The sequence below is a fragment of the Streptomyces sp. NPDC000983 genome, from assembly GCF_040299205.1.
Classification (GTDB): Bacteria; Actinomycetota; Actinomycetes; order Streptomycetales; family Streptomycetaceae; genus Streptomyces.
The window spans coordinates 1-17,678 of record NZ_JBEPBM010000008.1; the positions used below are offsets into that span (position 1 = coordinate 1).

At 70.8% G+C, this 17,678-nt stretch carries 17 protein-coding genes, 1 tRNA gene and 2 pseudogenes; 9 read left to right on the top strand and 11 right to left on the bottom strand.

Features of this window, described 5'->3' with window-relative positions:
• Positions 1 to 496 precede the first annotated feature (496 nt).
• Positions 497 to 616: pseudogene (locus tag ABT296_RS11200) on the top strand (IS5/IS1182 family transposase); the annotation flags it as partial.
• A 31-nt stretch (positions 617 to 647) separates the two neighbouring features.
• On the opposite strand, the gene ABT296_RS11205 reads toward ABT296_RS11200, so the two are convergent.
• The 3 genes from ABT296_RS11205 to ABT296_RS11210 form a co-directional block, all read right to left on the bottom strand.
• Positions 648 to 1,055, bottom strand: a complete 408-nt coding sequence (locus tag ABT296_RS11205; protein WP_351925676.1) for a hypothetical protein — start codon at positions 1,053 to 1,055, stop codon at positions 648 to 650.
• A gap of 181 nt (positions 1,056 to 1,236) precedes the next feature.
• Positions 1,237 to 1,425, bottom strand: coding sequence for a hypothetical protein (locus tag ABT296_RS38720; protein ID WP_502977229.1), 189 nt, complete (start codon positions 1,423 to 1,425; stop codon positions 1,237 to 1,239).
• Positions 1,341 to 2,105: an IS5 family transposase gene (locus ABT296_RS11210; protein WP_502977233.1), complete on the bottom strand. Its 765-nt coding sequence runs from the start codon at positions 2,103 to 2,105 to the stop codon at positions 1,341 to 1,343. The genes ABT296_RS38720 and ABT296_RS11210 overlap by 85 nt, the downstream gene beginning before the upstream one ends.
• Before the next feature lie 326 nt (positions 2,106 to 2,431).
• Here ABT296_RS11210 and ABT296_RS11215 point away from each other — a divergent pair.
• A pseudogene (locus ABT296_RS11215) lies at positions 2,432 to 2,938 on the top strand (site-specific integrase); the annotation flags it as partial.
• A 120-nt stretch (positions 2,939 to 3,058) separates the two neighbouring features.
• Here ABT296_RS11215 and ABT296_RS11220 read toward each other — a convergent pair.
• Positions 3,059 to 3,132, bottom strand: a tRNA-Gly gene (locus tag ABT296_RS11220).
• Between the two features lie 507 nt (positions 3,133 to 3,639).
• Here ABT296_RS11220 and dcd point away from each other — a divergent pair.
• The 5 genes from dcd to ABT296_RS11245 all read left to right on the top strand — a co-directional run bounded on the left by dcd (position 3,640) and on the right by ABT296_RS11245 (position 6,878).
• A complete protein-coding gene (gene dcd, locus ABT296_RS11225) occupies positions 3,640 to 4,215 on the top strand; it encodes a dCTP deaminase (RefSeq protein ID WP_351925678.1) in 576 nt (191 codons plus the stop codon).
• Between the two features lie 8 nt (positions 4,216 to 4,223).
• A complete protein-coding gene (locus ABT296_RS11230; protein WP_351925680.1) occupies positions 4,224 to 4,739 on the top strand; it encodes a phosphoribosyltransferase in 516 nt (171 codons plus the stop codon).
• A 71-nt stretch (positions 4,740 to 4,810) separates the two neighbouring features.
• Positions 4,811 to 5,188, top strand: a complete 378-nt coding sequence (locus ABT296_RS11235; protein ID WP_351925682.1) for a hypothetical protein — start codon at positions 4,811 to 4,813, stop codon at positions 5,186 to 5,188.
• 126 nt (positions 5,189 to 5,314) lie between these two features.
• Positions 5,315 to 5,932 carry an RNA polymerase sigma factor gene (locus ABT296_RS11240; protein ID WP_351925684.1) on the top strand — a complete coding sequence of 206 codons (618 nt, stop codon included), beginning with the start codon at positions 5,315 to 5,317 and terminating at the stop codon, positions 5,930 to 5,932.
• The gene (locus tag ABT296_RS11245) at positions 5,925 to 6,878 is read left to right on the top strand and encodes a CU044_5270 family protein (RefSeq protein WP_351925686.1); all 954 of its coding nucleotides are present in this window, start codon (positions 5,925 to 5,927) and stop codon (positions 6,876 to 6,878) included. The genes ABT296_RS11240 and ABT296_RS11245 overlap by 8 nt, the downstream gene beginning before the upstream one ends.
• 61 nt (positions 6,879 to 6,939) lie before the next feature.
• Here ABT296_RS11245 and ABT296_RS11250 read toward each other — a convergent pair whose 3' ends face one another.
• The 5 genes from ABT296_RS11250 to ABT296_RS11270 form a co-directional block, all read right to left on the bottom strand.
• Positions 6,940 to 7,911, bottom strand: a complete 972-nt coding sequence (locus ABT296_RS11250) for a Yip1 family protein (protein WP_351925688.1) — start codon at positions 7,909 to 7,911, stop codon at positions 6,940 to 6,942.
• A gap of 43 nt (positions 7,912 to 7,954) precedes the next feature.
• Positions 7,955 to 9,289, bottom strand: coding sequence for an FG-GAP and VCBS repeat-containing protein (locus ABT296_RS11255; RefSeq protein WP_351925690.1), 1,335 nt, complete (start codon positions 9,287 to 9,289; stop codon positions 7,955 to 7,957).
• Between the two features lie 89 nt (positions 9,290 to 9,378).
• Complete coding sequence (locus ABT296_RS11260) at positions 9,379 to 10,797, bottom strand: FG-GAP-like repeat-containing protein (protein WP_351925692.1); 1,419 nt, start codon at positions 10,795 to 10,797, stop codon at positions 9,379 to 9,381.
• A 62-nt stretch (positions 10,798 to 10,859) separates the two neighbouring features.
• Positions 10,860 to 12,332: a VCBS repeat-containing protein gene (locus ABT296_RS11265; protein WP_351925694.1), complete on the bottom strand. Its 1,473-nt coding sequence runs from the start codon at positions 12,330 to 12,332 to the stop codon at positions 10,860 to 10,862.
• 190 nt (positions 12,333 to 12,522) lie between these two features.
• The gene (locus ABT296_RS11270) at positions 12,523 to 13,818 is read right to left on the bottom strand and encodes an FG-GAP repeat domain-containing protein (RefSeq protein ID WP_351925696.1); all 1,296 of its coding nucleotides are present in this window, start codon (positions 13,816 to 13,818) and stop codon (positions 12,523 to 12,525) included.
• Between the two features lie 192 nt (positions 13,819 to 14,010).
• On the opposite strand from ABT296_RS11270, the gene ABT296_RS11275 reads away from it, so the two are divergent.
• Both ABT296_RS11275 and ABT296_RS11280 read left to right on the top strand, forming a co-directional pair.
• Positions 14,011 to 14,346, top strand: a complete 336-nt coding sequence (locus ABT296_RS11275) for an SCO4225 family membrane protein (protein WP_351925698.1) — start codon at positions 14,011 to 14,013, stop codon at positions 14,344 to 14,346.
• Between the two features lie 80 nt (positions 14,347 to 14,426).
• A complete protein-coding gene (locus ABT296_RS11280; RefSeq protein ID WP_351925700.1) occupies positions 14,427 to 14,780 on the top strand; it encodes an SCO4225 family membrane protein in 354 nt (117 codons plus the stop codon).
• A gap of 58 nt (positions 14,781 to 14,838) precedes the next feature.
• Here the strand turns inward: ABT296_RS11280 and ABT296_RS11285 are convergent, their stop codons facing one another.
• Entirely contained in the window at positions 14,839 to 15,120 is a 282-nt protein-coding gene (locus ABT296_RS11285; protein WP_351925702.1) for a zinc-ribbon domain-containing protein, read from the bottom strand.
• Between the two features lie 175 nt (positions 15,121 to 15,295).
• The gene (locus tag ABT296_RS11290) at positions 15,296 to 17,563 is read right to left on the bottom strand and encodes a (Fe-S)-binding protein (RefSeq protein ID WP_351925704.1); all 2,268 of its coding nucleotides are present in this window, start codon (positions 17,561 to 17,563) and stop codon (positions 15,296 to 15,298) included.
• Between the last annotated feature and the right edge of the window lie 115 nt (positions 17,564 to 17,678).

A 17,678-nucleotide genomic window follows, 5' to 3' on the forward strand; every position in this document is an offset into this window, starting at 1 on the left:
CCGGCCCCCCCCCCCCCCCCCCCGGCGCCCCCCGCCCCTGTCAGTGCAGCCGATGCCACACTCTGGCCTTCGAGCCGGCAGCCGCATGGCCTATGACGGTTCGTCCGGCCGGTCCGTCCAGCTCCACCAGAGATGCCGCCCGGCACATCGTCACAGTGCCCGGCAGGTCCGCCGGCCATCGTCCTCTCGTTCGACGAGGACAAGGCCACCGGACTTCGCGGGGGTGGTACTCGGGGCAGGCCGGGGCGTCGTCGGTCACGCGGGGCGGCCTAACGAAGCGACCGCTTCGTCCCGAAGCAACTTGGACGGCCGCTCGGCCTCGGTCTGCCGCGCCTGCCGCCTGCGGAGTTGGTCCACAGGTGTGCATCGTTGTCCGCTGGTGTCCGTCCGCGTTGTCACTCAGTTAGACGCCATTTCGGGTGGTGTGATCTTCCGGCCGTCTGGTGTGGTGACGACTGGGCTTGTGCAGCGGATGATGCCGGACGGCTTGTGAGAGTTGTTCGAACGCGTGGTGTCGCCCGCGCCGGAACGTCCTCAGGGCGGTGGCCGGCGTCGGCATGGGGATCGGGAGGTGCTGGCTGCGATCATCTTCGTGGCCACCTCTGGGTGCACCTGGATGGCGGGCTGGACGCGCCGGGCGGCTTCCGCTACTTGCGGCTGAGGGTCTGGTAGTCCCCGTTATCAGGATCTCCCACGCTGCGCCGCATCTTCGGATGCGCCTCCGAGCCGCTGAATTCCCACGGGTTGCCGTCGCAGACGGTGGTCCACACCTGCTCCGCTTCCTTGTCGTCGGGATACGCGCCCCACTCGCCGGTGCCGCTGCACTCCGACACCTTGTCGCCGTCGTTATTGAACTCGGCAAGGTCGGTTGCGACGACGGTGCCGTCGTCCTTGAAGAGCAGGGTCCCGGTATCGCCCTCGGTCCAGGTGCCTACGATGTCGGCCCGAGCCAGTGTCTGCGGCTGCCATATGCACCCCGTGGCCAGCGTCAGCACCGCGACCGCCAAGACCACTTCACGCAACCCCGCAGCGACTGGCCCTCGTTCATCACGCATGACTCCCCCTTGCGTACGCCAAACCCTGGCTGCTTCGCACACCAGATCGTCAAGCGCTCACGCTGCCACGAAAGTTGAACATGTTCAACTCCGCTCGGTGCACACTGGCGGCCCCGCTCCACACCGCATTGAGCGGTGCACCTTGGCCGCTCGCCGTAAGAGGTCGTTTTCTCCCGATGTTTCATCCCGGAATTGGTGTTTGGTCCGTTGATGTCGGGTCGCGCCAGGAGATGGTGGCCTCGCCGGTGAGGCGGCGGGCCATGAGGTCGGTCATGGCGAGGTGGATCATGGCTTCGGAGCGGGCGGGCAGGGTCTCGTAGTCGCGGGCCAAGCGGCGGTGGAGCAGCAGCCAGCCGTAGGTCCGCTCCACGGTCCAGCGCTTGGGCAGGGGGTGAAACCCCTGGTCCCGGGCGTGCGTTGGACGATTTCCAGGTCGATGCCGAGTGTGGCGGCGTGCTCGACGAGGTGTTGGCGGTAGCCGCCGTCGACCCAGACCTTGCGGACCGTGGAGTGGGTGGCGGCCACATGGTCGATCAGGTGGGTGCCGGCGACGGAGTCCTGGACACTGGCCGCGGTGACCAGCACCGCAAGCAGGAGACCGAGGGTGTCGGTCACGATGCTCCGTTTCCTGCCGACGATCTTCTTCCCGGCGTCGATGCCCTGGCCGGAGAGGGGAACGCTGGTGGAGGTCTTGACGCTCTGCGCGTCGATCACACAGGCCGACGGGCTCGCGTTCCGGCCCTCCTTCTTCCGCACCAACTCCCTGAGGAGGCCGTTGAGCTGGGTGAACACCCCGCCCTTCTCCCATTTGGCGAAGTAGCCGTAAACCGTCTCCCAGGGCGGGAAGTCGTGCGGGAGGTAGCGCCACTGCACCCCGGTCCGGTCCACGTAGAGGATCGCGTTCATGATCTCGCGCAGGTCGTGCTCGGGCGGGCGCCCGATGTTCAGGGCGTGGCGCCGTCGCTCGGCCCGCCAGGCGGCCAGGACCGGCTCGATCAATGCCCAGCGGGCATCGGACAGATCACTTGGATAGGGGCGACGGTTCGTCATGACCTGGGCGTACTGCCAGGACGTGAGTGCGCCCAGGCGCGAAGGCGGGGCGGACGGAAGCTCGTCCGGATTCCGGAGCGTTTTGGGATGAGACAGGTACAAGCCGACCCCTGCCCCAACCGTCACCCCACCCGACCATCAGGCTCCGGCCGCACCGGTGACCTCACCAACGCAGCAGCCTCGTGAGACAAAAGCCAGACGATAGTGACGCATCCTGGGTGAAAACGACCTCTAAGAGGTCGTTTTCTCCCGATGTTCATCCCGGAATTGGTGCTTGATCCGTCGATATCGGGTCGCGCCGGATGATCCGCACCCCTTGGAGCCTCGGCGGCCGCCGACGAGACATCGACGCAGAGCACCTCGTGGTCCGCGTGCGCGTTGCGGAGCCGGAACGGACCAACGGCAGGCGCGCGCCGGGAGAGACCAAGTCCGGTGCGGGTGTCCGCGCGGTCGTACTCCCGGCCTTCCTCCACAAGGAGGTGGGGCAGCACCTCGCCTGGTTCGCCGAGCAAGGGTCTGACGGCCTGGTGTTCGTCGGTGAGAAGGGGGCGCCGTTCCGGCGGACCTCCTTCGGGCGGAAGTGGTGCCGGGCACGGGTAGCCGCCGGTCTCCCCGACGGCTTCCGCTTCTACGACCTCCGCCACACTGGGCACACGCTCTCAACCCGTTCGGGTGCCACTCTCAAGGACACGATGGTCCGCGCGGGCCAGTCCTCCGAGAAGGCTGCGCTGATCCATCAGCACTCCGACGAGGAGCGGCGGCGGGACGTGGCGGCCGGCCTCGACGGCATGGTCCGCTCGGAGCGTGCGAAGCGCCACACGGACGACTCTGCCCACCACAGCGAGAAACCCACCGGAAGCTGGCCGAGTTCCTATGGTGCGGATGTGGTGCGCGGATATCTCACTGGTCTAGACAGCAAACAACCCCCGGGTCATAGACCTGGGGGTTTCACATGGAGCGGGTGACGAGAATCGAACTCGCGCTCTCAGCTTGGGAAGCTGATGTTCTACCATTAAACTACACCCGCGTAAGACGCCGATCAGCTCGGTGTCGAATGCTCGCTCACTGTACCTCATGGCAGACCCCCGGTGCTCGGACCGTGGGGTCTGACGGCGTTTCAGGGGTGGGATGCGGCTGCGGGCGGCCGGAGTTGGGGCGTACGGTGGGGGCGTGGGAGAGGGTCCGGGCGGGACCGGGGTGCCGTCTGGAGAGCCGTCCCTTTGATCCCGTAATGTGGCCTTTCGTCGCCCGGCGGGCAGCAGCCGGGCGCGGCTCTTGGGGAAGGGACTCGAAGGACTTGATGGAGCGCACCGTCGTCCGATGTGCCGAGGGGCACGTCTTCAGCACCGCTTCGTTCCCGATGCAGCAGGCCGAGCGGCTCGGTCCCGGACGGCTGGTCCGGTGTCCGCGTTGTGCCCGGCTTCGCAGCGTCGTCCAGGTGACTTTGGAGAAGCAGCAGTAGCGGAAGCAGGAGCAGAGGTGCGCGGCGCCGTCCGGTTGCGGTCGGTCCGCGCACCTTGCGTATCCTCGGGGCGTGCTTCTCTCAGACAAGGACATCCGGGCCGAGATCGACGCCGGACGGGTACGGATCGATCCCTACGACGAATCCATGGTGCAGCCGTCCAGCATCGACGTACGTCTCGACCGGTACTTCCGGGTGTTCGAGAATCACCGGTACCCCCACATCGACCCCTCCATCGAGCAGAGCGACCTGACGCGGCTGGTGGAGCCGGAGGGCGACGAGCCGTTCATCCTCCACCCCGGTGAGTTCGTCCTCGCCTCCACCTACGAGGTCATCTCCCTGCCCGACGATCTCGCCTCGCGTCTTGAGGGCAAGAGCTCCCTCGGCCGCCTCGGCCTCGTCACCCACTCCACCGCCGGCTTCATCGACCCAGGTTTCTCCGGGCACGTCACCCTGGAGCTGAGCAACCTCGCCACGCTGCCGATCAAGCTGTGGCCGGGGATGAAGATCGGCCAGCTGTGCATGTTCCGGCTCACCTCGCCCGCCGAGGCCCCCTACGGCAGCGAGCGGTACGGGTCCCGGTACCAGGGGCAGCGGGGGCCGACCGCCTCGCGGTCCTTCCTCAACTTCCATCGGACCCAGGTGTGAGTGACGGCATGAGCGACGCGACCGCACGGGAGAACCTGACCTACGAGCGGTTCGGCGTCGCCGTCCGCGAACTCGCGCAGACCATCGCCGACGACGGGTACGTGCCCGACATCGTCCTGTCCATCGCGCGCGGCGGCGTCTTCGTGGCCGGCGGTCTCGCCTACGCCCTCGACTGCAAGAACCTCCATCTGGTGAACGTCGAGTTCTACACGGGGGTGGGGACGACCCTCGACATGCCCGTCATGCTCGCGCCCGTTCCCAACGCCATCGACTTCTCCGACAAGAAGGTCCTGATCACCGACGACGTCGCCGACACCGGCAAGACGCTCAAGCTGGTGCACGACTTCTGCCTCGACCACGTCGCCGAGGTGCGCTCCGCCGTCATCTACGAGAAGTCGCACTCGCTCGTGAAGTGCGAGTACGTGTGGCGGCGGACGGACGCCTGGATCAACTTCCCGTGGAGTGTGCTGCCGGTGGTGCGTAAGTCGGGGGAGCCCGTCGCGCCGTCGAAGGAAGCGCTCTGACCCGTCGCGTCCCGCCGGGCGAGTACCCCGTGTGGGACCGGGCGCTCGCGCTTCTGAACCGGGACCTGGCGGTGACGCTTCCCCGGCTGGAACCCCTGCGCCTGCTGGCCCTTCCGTCCCACGACGCGGATGAGCCGGAGGACGTGTACGTCGCCACGGCCGACGGCGAGTGGCACGGCAACCACCTGGACCCGAACTCGCGGGACAGCCCTGCCTCCGCGCTGGCGGGCGTCGCCGATGCCGCGCAGGAGACGGTCGTGGAGCTGCTGTGGCAGGCGTGGCCCCTGTGTCCCGAGCACGGCCTGGGCATGCATCCGAGGGAGGACGCGCGGGAGCGGCTGTCCTGGTGGTGCGCGGGAGAAGGGGCGCGTCGCGGTCCGGCTCATCTCCACGCGGCCGTGGGCGCACTCGACACCTCGGGCGAGCGGGTCCGTACACGGTCGCGCTGATGTCGAGGCGGGCGTCGCCGCCCTGACACGACCCGGGGAGTCCGGCGGGAACTCGATCCGGGGGATCGGCGAAGGACGGGTGAAAGCCCAAGTCTTCGAAGCGATCCCAGGACGAGAGGAGCCCCGATGACCGTCGAGCCAGGCGTCCGCACGGGGGCGGAGAGAGATGCCTCGGTGATAGCGCGGTCCCGGGACGAGCCCGAGGCGTTCGCCGTGCTCTTCGACCGGCACGCCGACGCGGTGCACCGCTATCTGGCCCGCAGGCTCGGCAGCGAGCCGGCCGACGACCTCATGGCCGAGACCTTCACCACCGCCTTCCAGCAGCGGCTGCGCTACGACCCGGCGCGCGCCCCCGGCGACGACGCCCGGCCGTGGCTGCTCGGCATCGCGACCAACCTGGTCGGCCGGCACCGCCGGGCCGAGGCCCGCCGGTTCAGGGCCATGTCCCGGGTCCCGGCGCCCGCCGACCACGAGGAGCCGCTCGCCGACCGGGCGGCGGCCCGGGTGGGGGCGCAGGCCGTGCGCCGCGAGCTGGCGGCGGCCCTGGCCGCGCTGCCCGCGCGCCACCGGGACGTACTGCTGCTGGTGGCGTGGGGCGGTCTCGGCTACGAGGAGGCGGCCGAGGCCCTCGGTGTGCCCGTCGGCACGGTCCGGTCACGGCTGCACCGGGCCCGCGGCAAAGTGCGCGAAGCGTTGGGCGGATCCGATCCGACGACCCTGCGAGAGGCATCCGGCCATGAGTGACGAACTCGAACTCCTGCGGGAGTGGGACGCGGACGCGGCCCCGCTCACCGAACCGGCCCGGGCGGCGGCCCGCCACCGCCTGCTCAACACCATGGCGCGCGCCGGGCGGAACCCCGCCGCCCCCACCCGCCGCCACGCGCTGCGCCTGGCGACGGCCGCGGTGGTCGCCCTGGCGGTCACCGGCACCGCGGTACTGATCGCGGAAGGAGACTCCGAAAAGGGCGGCGGCGCGAGCACGCCCCGGATGCACAACGCCGCCGCCGCGACGGTGCTGAACGGGGCGGCCGCCTGGGAGAGCGGGCGGGAGCGGCCCCGGGCCCCGCGCGACGACCAGTTCATCTACTCGAAGCGGATCATCCAGGAGACGGAGCGCGGCACCGGCGAGGTCAGGAGTTACACGGACGAGAACTGGGACTCGGTGGACGGCTCCCGGCGCTCCCTGACCATGGAACTGGGCCGGGTGATCTGGGAGAAGCCCCTGGGCGAGAGCAGCAGCGTGTGGCCGCCCAGGAAGTGGAGCGAGCTGGAGAAACTGCCCACCGACCCCGAGAAGCTCCTTCGCATCATCGGCTCGGGTACGTCCGGCAAGTCGCTCGGCGAGTTCACCGACTGGGACTGGTACGACGGCTACTTCATGCTCGGCGAGCTGCTGAAGTGGCCGGTCCTGCCCGAGGGGCTGCGCCCCGCCGCGTACGAGGCGCTGGCGCTGGTCCCCGGGGTCAGGGCGACGCCGGGGATGAAGGACTCCGCGGGGCGCCCGGGGGTGGGGATCTCGTATCCCGAGAGCGAGTTCTCGCAGGACAAGTACCTGATCTTCGACCCGGAGTCGTACGCGTTCCTCGGCTTCCGCGACGAGCGGACCTCGCGGTCCGGGAAGAAGACGTACACCCAGATCTCGCACGTCGAGCAGTGGGCGATCGTCGACCGGCTCCGGCAGCGGCCGTAGCGCTACGAAGGGGGCTCCCGGCGTCAGACGCCGGGAGCCCCTCTCGTCGCTGGTGAGACGGCTAGAACGTGCCCAGTTTCACGATCGACAGCAGGGCCAGCAGCTGGATCGCGGAGGCGCCCAGCGCCTTGGGCCACGGCAGGTCGTGGGAGCGGCTGACCATCACCGTCAGCAGGGCGCCGGCCGCCACCCAGGTGGCCCAGCCCAGGAGCTGGACGAAGGTCGCGTCGCCGCCGAAGAACATGGCCACCAGCAGACGCGGCGCGTCCGTCAGGGACATGATCAGCATGGAGAGGCCGACCGTGGGCTGCCAGGCGCCGTTGCCGCCGAGCTGGCGGGCCAGGGTGTGGGTGACCACGCCCAGGACGAACGAGGAGAGCACCATCGCCACGCCCGTGGTCAGGACGATGGGGATCGCGTTCGACAGGGTCGCGTTGATCGCGTCCGAGCGGGTGTCGTCGAAGCCGAACACCGCGAGCAGGCCGTAGAGGAACGACACGATCAGGGCGGGGCCCCACACCGGGTAGTCCCGCATCTGCAGGAAGGTCCGCGAGGGGGAGAGGAAGATGCCCTTGAGGAGTTCCTTCCAGGGCAGCCGGGGGCCGATCGGCACCGCGCCCGCCTGGTAGGTCCCGCCCTGGTTGTACGGGTCGTCGTGGACGGAGAACGCCTGGGTGTGGCCCGGGTTGTTCGCCGCGTACGGGTCCGGTCCGCCGTGTCCCTGCGGGTGCCGGCCGTCGTTGCCGAAGTACTCGGGCTCGCCGTGTCCGCCGTAGCCGCCGCCGGGTCCGCCGTGACCACCGCCCTGGCCGCCGTAGCCGCCGCCGTACGGCTGCTGCGGGGGCGGGGGGTAGCCGTACGACGGCCCCTGCTGCCCGTACGGAGGTTGTTGCGGTCGCGCTTGCGGGGTCCGGTTGTCCCGGCCGCCGCGTCCGATCCTGAATCCAGCCACGTCTTCGAACGTACCTGGTCCCGGCGGACGGTGTGCCGGGCCCGGTGGTCCGGGCCCGGCTTTGCTGCCGAGCTGTGACATCCCCTAAGGGGGAACGGGGGTTGGGCCAGGGGTCCCGCGGGCGTCAGTCCTGGAAGGAGCCGCCCAGTTCCGGCAGGGTGAACGCGCCGCTCGTCGTCGTACCGCCCGAGGCGCCCCGCAGGAGCACGCCGCCGCCCGCCGCGCCCACGCCCAGGTCGGCCTTGCCGTCCTTGGTCAGGTCCCGCAGACGCAGGGTGTGGCCGAAGGCGGCGTACGCCCCGTCGGCACCGGTGACGGTCTGTGCGACCCAGGTGGAGCGCGTGCCGGTCAGGCCGCCGGGGCCGCCGCGGAAGAGGTGCACGCCGCCCTGGTCCTCGTTGGAGCCGACGTCCTCGTGCGGGACGCCCACCGCGAGGTCCGCGTACCCGTCGCCGTCGGCGTCGCCGGCCGCGACGGCGTAGCCGAAGTTGTCGTCCCGCTCACGGCTGCCGGAGACACCGGAGCTGGCCTGGTTGTAGGTGTGCGAACCGCTCGGGCCGGAGGCGGTGCCGCGCCAGACCACGAGCGAGCCCATGCCGTCGTTGGAGTCGGGGCGGCCGAGGGCGATGTCGCCGTAGCCGTCCTTGTCGAAGTCGCCGATCGCGGCGCTGCCCGCGGCGACCGTCTTGGAGGCGCCCGAGGTCAGCCCGCCGGCGGCGCCCTTGAGGAACCAGACCCGCTCGACGGGGGTGTTGTTCACGAACTGCTCGCCGAGGACGACGAGGTCCGTCTTCCCGTCGCCGTTGACCTTGCCGGCGGCGAGGCCGTACGAGTACCAGCCCGCGCCCGTCTTGTCGATCTTGCTGACGGTGCCGGTGGTGCCGGACCTGGTGAACGCGCCCCGGTACAGCCAGGTCTCCATGCCGCCGATCACGGCGAGGTCGGGCGAGCCGTCCCCGGTGAAGTCCCCGGTGGCGACGTCGGCGCCGAAGTGGCCGTCAGAGCCGGTGCGCGGGGCGACGTTCGTGCCGCCGGACAGGCCCGACTTCGAGCCCCAGACGATGGTCACCGAGCCGCGGTAGCGCTGGCTGCCCACGTGCTCGGTCGGGTTGCCGACGACCAGGTCGGCGTAGCCGTCCTTGTTGAGGTCGGCACTGGCGAGGGAGGCACCGAACTGGTCGTCCTCCTCGCCGGTGCCGGGGATGCCCGCGGAGTCCTGGTGGAGGCGCTGGGGGTGCGCGGTGTCCGGGCCGGTGGCGGTGCCGTAGACGACGGTGACGGTGCCGCCGGTCCGGTCGACGTCGTTGTGACCGCCGTAGGCGAGGTCGCGGTGGCCGTCGCCGTTGAAGTCGTCGGAGTACCTGGCGACGGCCGCCGAGGCGGGCGCGGAGAGGAACAGGGGGGTGACGCCGGTCGCCAGCAGGGTGGCGGCGAGCGCGGCGGCGGTGCGTCGGGTCATGACGGGGGTCTCCTGTCGGGCTCGGGGGAGGTCGGGCTCCTGGGTGGCGCGTCAGGGCCCGGAGTGGGTGCGGGGCCGTGGCGGGTGCGTCACCTGGCGAGGGCCCAGCCGAAGGTGCTGCCCTTGAGGCCGGCGCCGGCGGCGGTGAGCGAGGTGGCTCCGGTGGTGGTCAGGCCGGTGGCGGAGCCCCGCAGGTAGGTGACGGAGCCGTTCGTGTTCTCGTAGCCGGCGCCGGTGACCAGGTCGGCCCTGCCGTTCTTGTCGAGGTCGAGCAGCCGGACGGAGATGCCGAAGGCGTCGCCCTTCTCGGCGGTGCCGGGCACGCCCGCGGTGTTCTGGGTGTACGACGTGGCGCCGGTGGCCGTCAGGCCCTGGGCCGAGCCGAACAGGACGGTCACCGAGCCGGCGTCGCGGGCGGTGCCGATGTCCTCGCCCCAGGCGCCGACGACGACGTCGGCGTACTTGTCGCCGTTGATGTCGCCGACGTCGACGGCGGAGCCGAACAGGTCGGCCTCCTCGTCGGTGCCGGGCACGCCCGGGGTGTCCTGGTGGACGACGGTGGGGGTCTGCGCGGGGTCGGGGCCCTGGGGGCCGCCGTACCAGACGGAGACGCGGCCGCCCTTGCGGCTGTCGGGGCCGGCGTAGTCGCCGAGGACGAGGTCGCCGTAGCCGTCGCCGTTGATGTCGCCGACGGCGCCGGGCTCGCCGTCGGCCCCGGGCAGCTCGACCATGGCGTAGTCGGACTCGGGGTGCGCGTCCCAGTTGCCGGGGTCGTGGCGGAAGTAGCGGATGTCGCCGCCCTCGTCGCCGTCGACCGGGAACGGGTACACGCGCTCGGCCTTCTTGTCGCCGGTCAGGTCGCCGGCGATCACCTCGTAGGTGCTGCCCAGCTCGCCGACGCCCTGATGGGTGAGCGGGGTGCCGGTGCGGGTGAAGGGGCCGCGGAAGAGGCGGGTGTGGGTCTGGCCGGTGGCGGTGACGTCCGTCTTCCCGTCACCGTCGAAGTCGCCGGTGGCGACGCCGCGGCCGTAGCCGCCCCACTCGGAGAGCTCCTCGGCGCTCGGCTGGGGCAGGCCGGAGCCGCCGCTCAGTCCGGACGCCCCGCCCCACAGGACGGTGACGGAGCCGACGCCCTGGCGGGTGCCGATGCTCTCGAACTCGGAGCCGACGACCAGGTCCGCGTAGCCGTCGGCGTTCAGGTCGCCGGCCGCCAGGCTCACGCCGAAGCGGTCGTCGGTCTCCGCTGCGCCGGGGACGCCGGCGGAGTTCTGGGTGATCACGGCCTTCTTGGCGCCGGACACCCCCGACGCCGTGCCGTACAGCACGACCACGGCCCCGGCGCTGCGCGCGGAGCCGACGTCGGCGGCCAGCGCGCCGATGGCGAGGTCGCGGTAGCCGTCGCCGTTGAAGTCGCTCGCGAGCCCGGAGGGCGCGGCGGCGGCGGGGGTGGCGGGCAGGGCGGTGAGCACGCCGGTGGTGAGGGCGGCGGCGATCACGAGAGTGCGCAAGACGTGGCTCCGGTAGGGGGCCCGCACGCGGGGGTGCGGGCCCGTGGTGGCGGTGCGGCCGGTCAGTCGGCGAAGATCGCGCCGAACTGCGGGGTGCCGGTCGTCGAGACGCCAGAGGTGCTCGGCGAGACGGTCCGGGAACCGGTGGTGGTGATCTTCGTACCGCTGGAGGGCAGGTAGGTGACGGCGCCGTTGCCGGCGTTCTCGCCGGAGCCGACGACCAGGTCGGAGCGGCCGTCGCCGGTGACGTCGTCGAGCTTGACGTCCATGCCGAACAGGTCGTCGTCCTCGTCGCTGCCGGGGACGCCGGCGGTGGACTGGGCGAAGGACTGGCCCCCGGAGGTGGTGTTCAGGCCGCTCGCGGTGCCGTAGAGGACGGTGACCGCACCGGTGTTGACGGCGGAGCCGATGTTCTCGCCCGCGACGCCGATGGCCAGGTCGAGGAAGCCGTCGCCGTTGATGTCGCCGAGGTCCAGCTCGTAGCCGAACCAGTCGTTGCCCTCGGAGGTGCCGGGGACGTTGCCGGTGTCCTGGGTGATGCCGGTGGCGGTGCCGGGGCCGTCGACGGTGCCGTACGTCACCCAGACCTTGCCGCCCTTGGCGGAGTTGGGGATGGCCGTTCCGTTCTCGGTGGTGGCGTTCCACTGGGCGCCGCTGACGATGTCGCCGTAGCCGTCCTGGTCGATGTCGCCGATGGCGGTGATGACGCCGGGCTTCAGGGTCCGGATGCCGGACGTGGTCAGGCCGCCGGCGGAGCCGGGGACGAAGTAGTTGGTGTTCCAGCCGTAGTCGGTCTGGGTCTCGAAGCCGTCCACGACCACGTCGGTGCGGCCGTCGCCGTTGACGTCGCCGGCGGTCAGGTTGACCGGGCCGTCCGCCTCCGAGCCCAGGATCGGGGGCTTGAACGTGTAGCGGCCGCCGGGGGTGCCCGTGCCGGGGAAGCCGCCCTTGAGGACCTGGACGGTGGCGATGTTGGTGCCTACGGCCAGGTCGGTCTTCCCGTCCCCGTCGAAGTCGCCGGCGGCCAGGTTCTGACCCCAGTGGTCGTGCGAGGAGGGGGTCGGGTCGGCGACGGTGGAGCCCTTGCCGGTGATGCCGGAGGCCGATCCCCACAGGATCGCGAGGCTGCCGGCGTCGGTGTCCGAGCCGATGTCCTCGCCCATGGAGGCGACGGCGATGTCGTCGTACCCGTCGCCGTTGAAGTCGGCGTACTCCATCTCAGAGCCGAACAGGTCGCCCGTCTCGGCGGTGCCGGGCACACCGGCGGTGTTCTGGCTGATGGTGGAGCGCTTGGCGGACGAGATTCCGGTGGCGGTGCCGTAGAGGACGACGACCTGGCCGGCGTGCTTCTTGCCGTTCACGTACGAGGCGTACGCGGAGAAGGCGACGTCGCCGTAGCCGTCGTTGTTGAAGTCGGCCTGCGCGACGACGGTCGAGTCCGCGGCGGTCGCGGTGGCGGCCGTGAAGGTGAGCAGCCCGCCCGTCAGCGCGGCAGCGGTGGCCGTCGCGAGGGCGAGTCGCACTGTCTGGTGCATGCGGGTTCTCCTGCGGCATGCGGGGACGCCCGGCGGGGCGTCCACAGTCGATGGGGGCGCGGCCGGTCGTGTTCTCCGGGAGTCGTCCCGGGCTTCACATCTCGGTCGGCGATCAGGAGACCCGCATGTACGGCCGAGGGTTGTACGTGAGTTCGGTTATTTTTTGAATCACCTGTGACCGGGGTGTGGCTCAGTGGCCGAGGAAGGCCGCCGTGGTGAAGGTGACCGTGGGTTTCGCGGCGATCAGGCCCCGTTCGTTCCCCGGGTAGACGGCGACGAGGTCGCGGGTCTCGCTCCGGTACGTCCGGACGGTCAGGTCCGCCCGTCCGTCGCCGTCGAGGTCCGCCACCGACACCACGCGGGTGGTTCCGGTGCCGGGGGGTTCCACGGTGACCGGGTCGGTGGCGAGTCCTGCCGCACGGCCGGGGAAGAGGCGCAGCCGGGCGCCGCTGGAGACGAGTTCGGCGAGTCCGTCGCCGTCGAAGTCGGCGGCGTCGAGCATCGAGCCGGGGGAGGCGAGGGCGGCGCGGGCGGCGGTGGGCAGGTCGTAGCGCAGGGACGTTTCCCCCATGGTGCCGACGGCGGCGTCCTGGGCCTTGCCCTTGCCGAAGTTCCCGACCGCCACGTCGATTCCGGAGGGCAGGGTGGCCCCGGTGCGGGTCGGTCCGGCCGGTCCGCCGAGCACCACGGCGGTGGGGCCGGAGCCCTCGGCGGTACGGACGAGGAGGTCGTCGTAGCCGTCCCGGTCGACGTCGGTGGCGGGGCCGGTGGGGATGTTGCCCGGGGAGGGGATCGGGTCGCCGGCCGCCTCGGCGTTTCCCTCGCGGGTGAACGGGCCGCGCAGGAAGCTCAGCCGGCCGCCGGAGGCGTGCAGGACCAGGTCCTGCACGCCGTCGCCGTCGAAGTCCCCGCACACCGGCTGGTCGGGCCAGTCGTTGCCGACGCGGGCCCGGCCCGGCACGACCAGGGTGACGGCCTTGCCGGCCAGGCCCTTCGGCGAGCCGAAGAGCAGTTGGAGGGGGACCGGCGGCTGGCCCTGGCCGTCGTAGGGCGGGTCGGTGGAGACGACCAGGTCGGTGAAGCCGTCGCCGTCGAGGTCGCAGGTGGCCTCCGCCTCGAACACGGCCGGCAGCTGCCCGTCGACGGCGGCGGCGTACTCCTCGGGGGAGAGCAGCTGACGGGTCGCCGGGACCGGGCCGCGGGCACCGCCGTAGACGATGCCGATGCCCGGGTCGTCGGCGTGCGCCTGCGCCTTGGCCAACTGGTCGAGGACGAGGTCGCGGTGGCCGTCGCCGTTGAAGTCGTCCTGGACCCGGCTGCCGTCGCCGCGCGGTACGGGCAGCCGGGCCGTGCCCTGGGCGACCCGCACGGTCGGCGAGGGCGCGCCGGCCGCGGGGTGCTGGGCGGGCCCGCAGGCGCTGAGGAGGAGCAGGGCCGAGCAGCAGCCGAGCGCCGCAGAACTGGTCCGACCGCTTCGCACGCCCATCACTCTTCTCGTCAGCATCACCGGTAACGACCTCGACATGATGCATGTGTTCGAGAGCGGGCGACAGTGGCTACCCGGACAGGGATGGTGTTCCGCGCCACGTCGCTTGAGTACTCGTACTCATGTCCGGCCGCGCCCGCCGGTCCAGTCTGGACCCAACGAACCACGGACCGACCCGGAGGGGACCGCGAGATGCCGAAGGACTCCCGAGCACGCCGACTGCTCGCCCTGGCCACCGACACCTGGCCCGCCCGCGGCTACTGGGCGCTGATGGCCGGCTCGGTGGCGGCCGCGATCGCCGCCCCGGACAGCGCCCTCGCCCAGGCCCATGTGCTGCTCACGGCGCCGCTGTCCACCATGGCGATCTTCGTGCCGGTCGGTCCCGGCACCGAGGGCGGCGGGGCGGTCGAGGCGCTGGCCGTCGGCGGGTTCGCCGGCTGGCTGCTGCTGAGCGCGCTGCTCAACGCGGCCGCGCTGGGCGCCCTCACCCACCACGTCCGCGAGAGCCGCGCCGCGCGCCACGCGTGATGCCCGCTCCGGACGACTCCCCGTACGACCCTGCGCACGACCCCCGCACTCCGGCGAACGAACAGGAAAAAGGACCCGACATGAAGCGCTCCGCCCGCCCCCGCCGCGCGATCCGCACCCTGCTGGCCCCCGCGACGGACAACTGGCTCTCGCGCGCCTACCTCGCGGTGGTCGCGGCGGCGCTCGGCTTCTTCGTCTACGCCGTCCACTTCTCCCAGGACCCCGGCTTCGCCGGTATCTACCCGATCATCACCACGGCGCCGCTGAGCTTCCTCGCCCTGACGCTGGCGATGCCGCTCCAGGGCATCGAGTGGCTGTCCACGCTGGTCTTCTCGCTGGCGACGATCGGGTCCGGCCTGGTCAACGCCACGTTCCTGGGCCTGCTGGCCCGTCGGCTGCGGACCGGGGCGGCGCGCCCGGCCGCGGGTCACTGACCGGGCCGACTGTCACCGGTGGGCCGCCGGCCGGGCCACCGGTCACCGGTGGGGCCGGTCACCGGTAGGGCTGGTTCTGGGGCTGCCCGTACGGCTGGGCGGTCCCGGCGGCCTGCTCCTGGAGCCGCTCGGCCTGCTCCTTCGCCAGGTTCTGCTCGGCACCGCAGAAGGTGCACTGCATGGAGTACTTGGTGGAGAAGGGGAACAGCGGCACGAAGAACAGCGTGAACTTCGTGACCCGCTTGCGCAGGGTGTGCGCGGCGGGGTTGCCGCACCGGCCGCAGACCAGGGTGAGTATCGCGAGCTGGTACAGGTAGCCCTTGCTGCCGAAGATGATCATCGGTGTGCTGCCTCCCGGTCGGTTCCCTTCCCACAGTGTCCGTGATGGCCCGGCGGATGCGACAGGGACGGCGGGTGTGAGAAAGACGGCCCGGGCGGGCGCGACGGCCCGGGCGGGAAGGACGGATGCCCCCGCCGGGAAGGCGGGGGCATCCGTCGTGTGCGTCGTGGTGCGGTTACTTCACCGGCTCCGGCTCCGGCTCGTTCTCCGTCTCCGCCGCGTCCTCGGGGTCGACCGGGGTCTTCACCGACTCCAGCAGCAGCTGGGCGACGTCGACGACCTGGATCGACTCCTTGGCCTTGCCGTCGTTCTTCTTGCCGTTCACGGAGTCCGTGAGCATCACCAGGCAGAAGGGGCAGGCCGTCGAGACGATGTCGGGGTTGACGGAGAGGGCCTCGTCCACGCGCTCGTTGTTGATGCGCTTGCCGATCCGCTCCTCCATCCACATCCGCGCGCCGCCGGCGCCGCAGCAGAAGCCGCGCTCCTTGTGGCGGTGCATCTCCTGCTGGCGCAGGCCCGGGACGGCGGTCATGATCTCGCGCGGAGGCGTGTAGATCTTGTTGTGACGGCCCAGGTAGCAGGGGTCGTGGTAGGTGATGATGCCCTCGACCGGGGTCACCGGGACCAGCTTGCCCTCGTCCACCAGGTGCTGGAGCAGCTGGGTGTGGTGGATGACCTCGTAGTCGCCGCCGAGCTGCGGGTACTCGTTGCCGATCGTGTTGAGGCAGTGCGGGCAGGTGGCGACGATCTTCTTCGCCGACTTCGGCTTCTTGGTCTCCGGGTCGTCGTCGTCCTCGCCGAACGCCATGTTCAGCGCGGCGACGTTCTCCATGCCGAGCTCCTGGAACAGGGGCTCGTTGCCGAGGCGGCGGGCGGAGTCACCGGTGCACTTCTCGTCGCCGCCCATGATCGCGAACTTGACGCCCGCCATGTGCAGCAGCTCCGCGAAGGCCTTGGTGGTCTTCTTGGCGCGGTCCTCCAGGGCGCCGGCGCAGCCGACCCAGTAGAGGTACTCGACCTCGGAGAGGTCCTCGATGTCCTTGCCGACGACCGGGACCTCGAAGTCGACCTCCTTGAGCCACTCCAGGCGCTGCTTCTTCGCCAGGCCCCAGGGGTTGCCCTTCTTCTCCAGGTTCTTGAGCATCGTGCCCGCCTCGGACGGGAACGCGGACTCGATCATCACCTGGTAGCGGCGCATGTCGACGATGTGGTCGATGTGCTCGATGTCCACCGGGCACTGCTCGACACAGGCGCCGCAGGTGGTGCAGGACCACAGGACGTCCGGGTCGATGACGCCGTTCTCCTCGAGGGTGCCGATGAGGGGGCGCTCGGCCTCGGCGAGGGCGGCCGCGGGCACGTCCTTGAGCTGCTCCTCGGACGCCTTCTCCTCGCCCTCCATGTTCTTGCCGCCGCCGGCCAGCAGGTACGGGGCCTTGGCGTGCGCGTGGTCGCGCAGCGACATGATCAGGAGCTTCGGCGAGAGCGGCTTGCCGGTGTTCCACGCGGGGCACTGCGACTGGCAGCGGCCGCACTCGGTGCAGGTGGAGAAGTCCAGCAGGCCCTTCCAGGAGAACTGCTCGACCTGGGAGACGCCGAAGACGTCGTCCTCGCCCGGGTCCGCGAAGTCGATCGGCTTGCCGCCCGAGGTCATCGGCAGCAGCGCGCCCAGCGAGGTGGCGCCGTCGGCGTTGCGCTTGAACCAGATGTTCGGGAAGCCGAGGAAGCGGTGCCAGGCCACACCCATGTCGGTCTTCAGCGAGACCGTGATCATCCAGATGAAGGAGGCGGCGATCTTCAGCGCGGCGAAGAAGTAGGTGAGGTTCTGGAGCGTGGAGAGGTCCAGGCCCTCCAGCGCCGAGACGACCGGGTACGAGATGAAGAACGACGCCTCGTAGCTGTCGACGTGGTGCTGGGCGCCTTCGAGGGCGTGCAGCATGAAGATGCAGACACCGACGATCAGGATGACCGTCTCGACGAAGTACGCCTGGCCGGTGTTGGAGCCGGCGAACCGGGACTTGCGGCCCGCGCCGCCCGGCCGCGACAGCTGCCGCACGGCGATCAGGACGAGGATGCCGAGGACCGTCATGGTGCCGATGAACTCGACGAAGACGTTGTACGGCGCCCACTCGCCGACGATCGGCAGCAGCCAGTCGGCCTGGAAGAGCTGGCCGACGGCGTTCACGATGGTCAGCAGCAGCGTGTAGAAGCCGATCGCCACGAACCAGTGCGCGATGCCGACGACGCCCCAGCGGTTCATCCGGGTGTGGCCGAGGAACTCCTTGGCCAGGGTGATGGTCCGCAGGACGGGGTCGTCGGTCCGGGCCCCGGCGGGGAGCGGCTGGCCGAGCATCATGAAGCGGACGATCTGCAGCACGGCTCGGCCGAACAGGGCTACGCCGACTGCCATCAGGACCATCGACACGATGATCGCGGCGAGTTGCATGGAGGCTCCTCGGGCCTGCGAGGGTTCTTCGGGGAAATTACTAAGCGGTAACTTATGCAGTCCGTCTGAGACTACCCCCATCCTCCGCCGCACTGTAGCCAGCGCCTCGGTGATC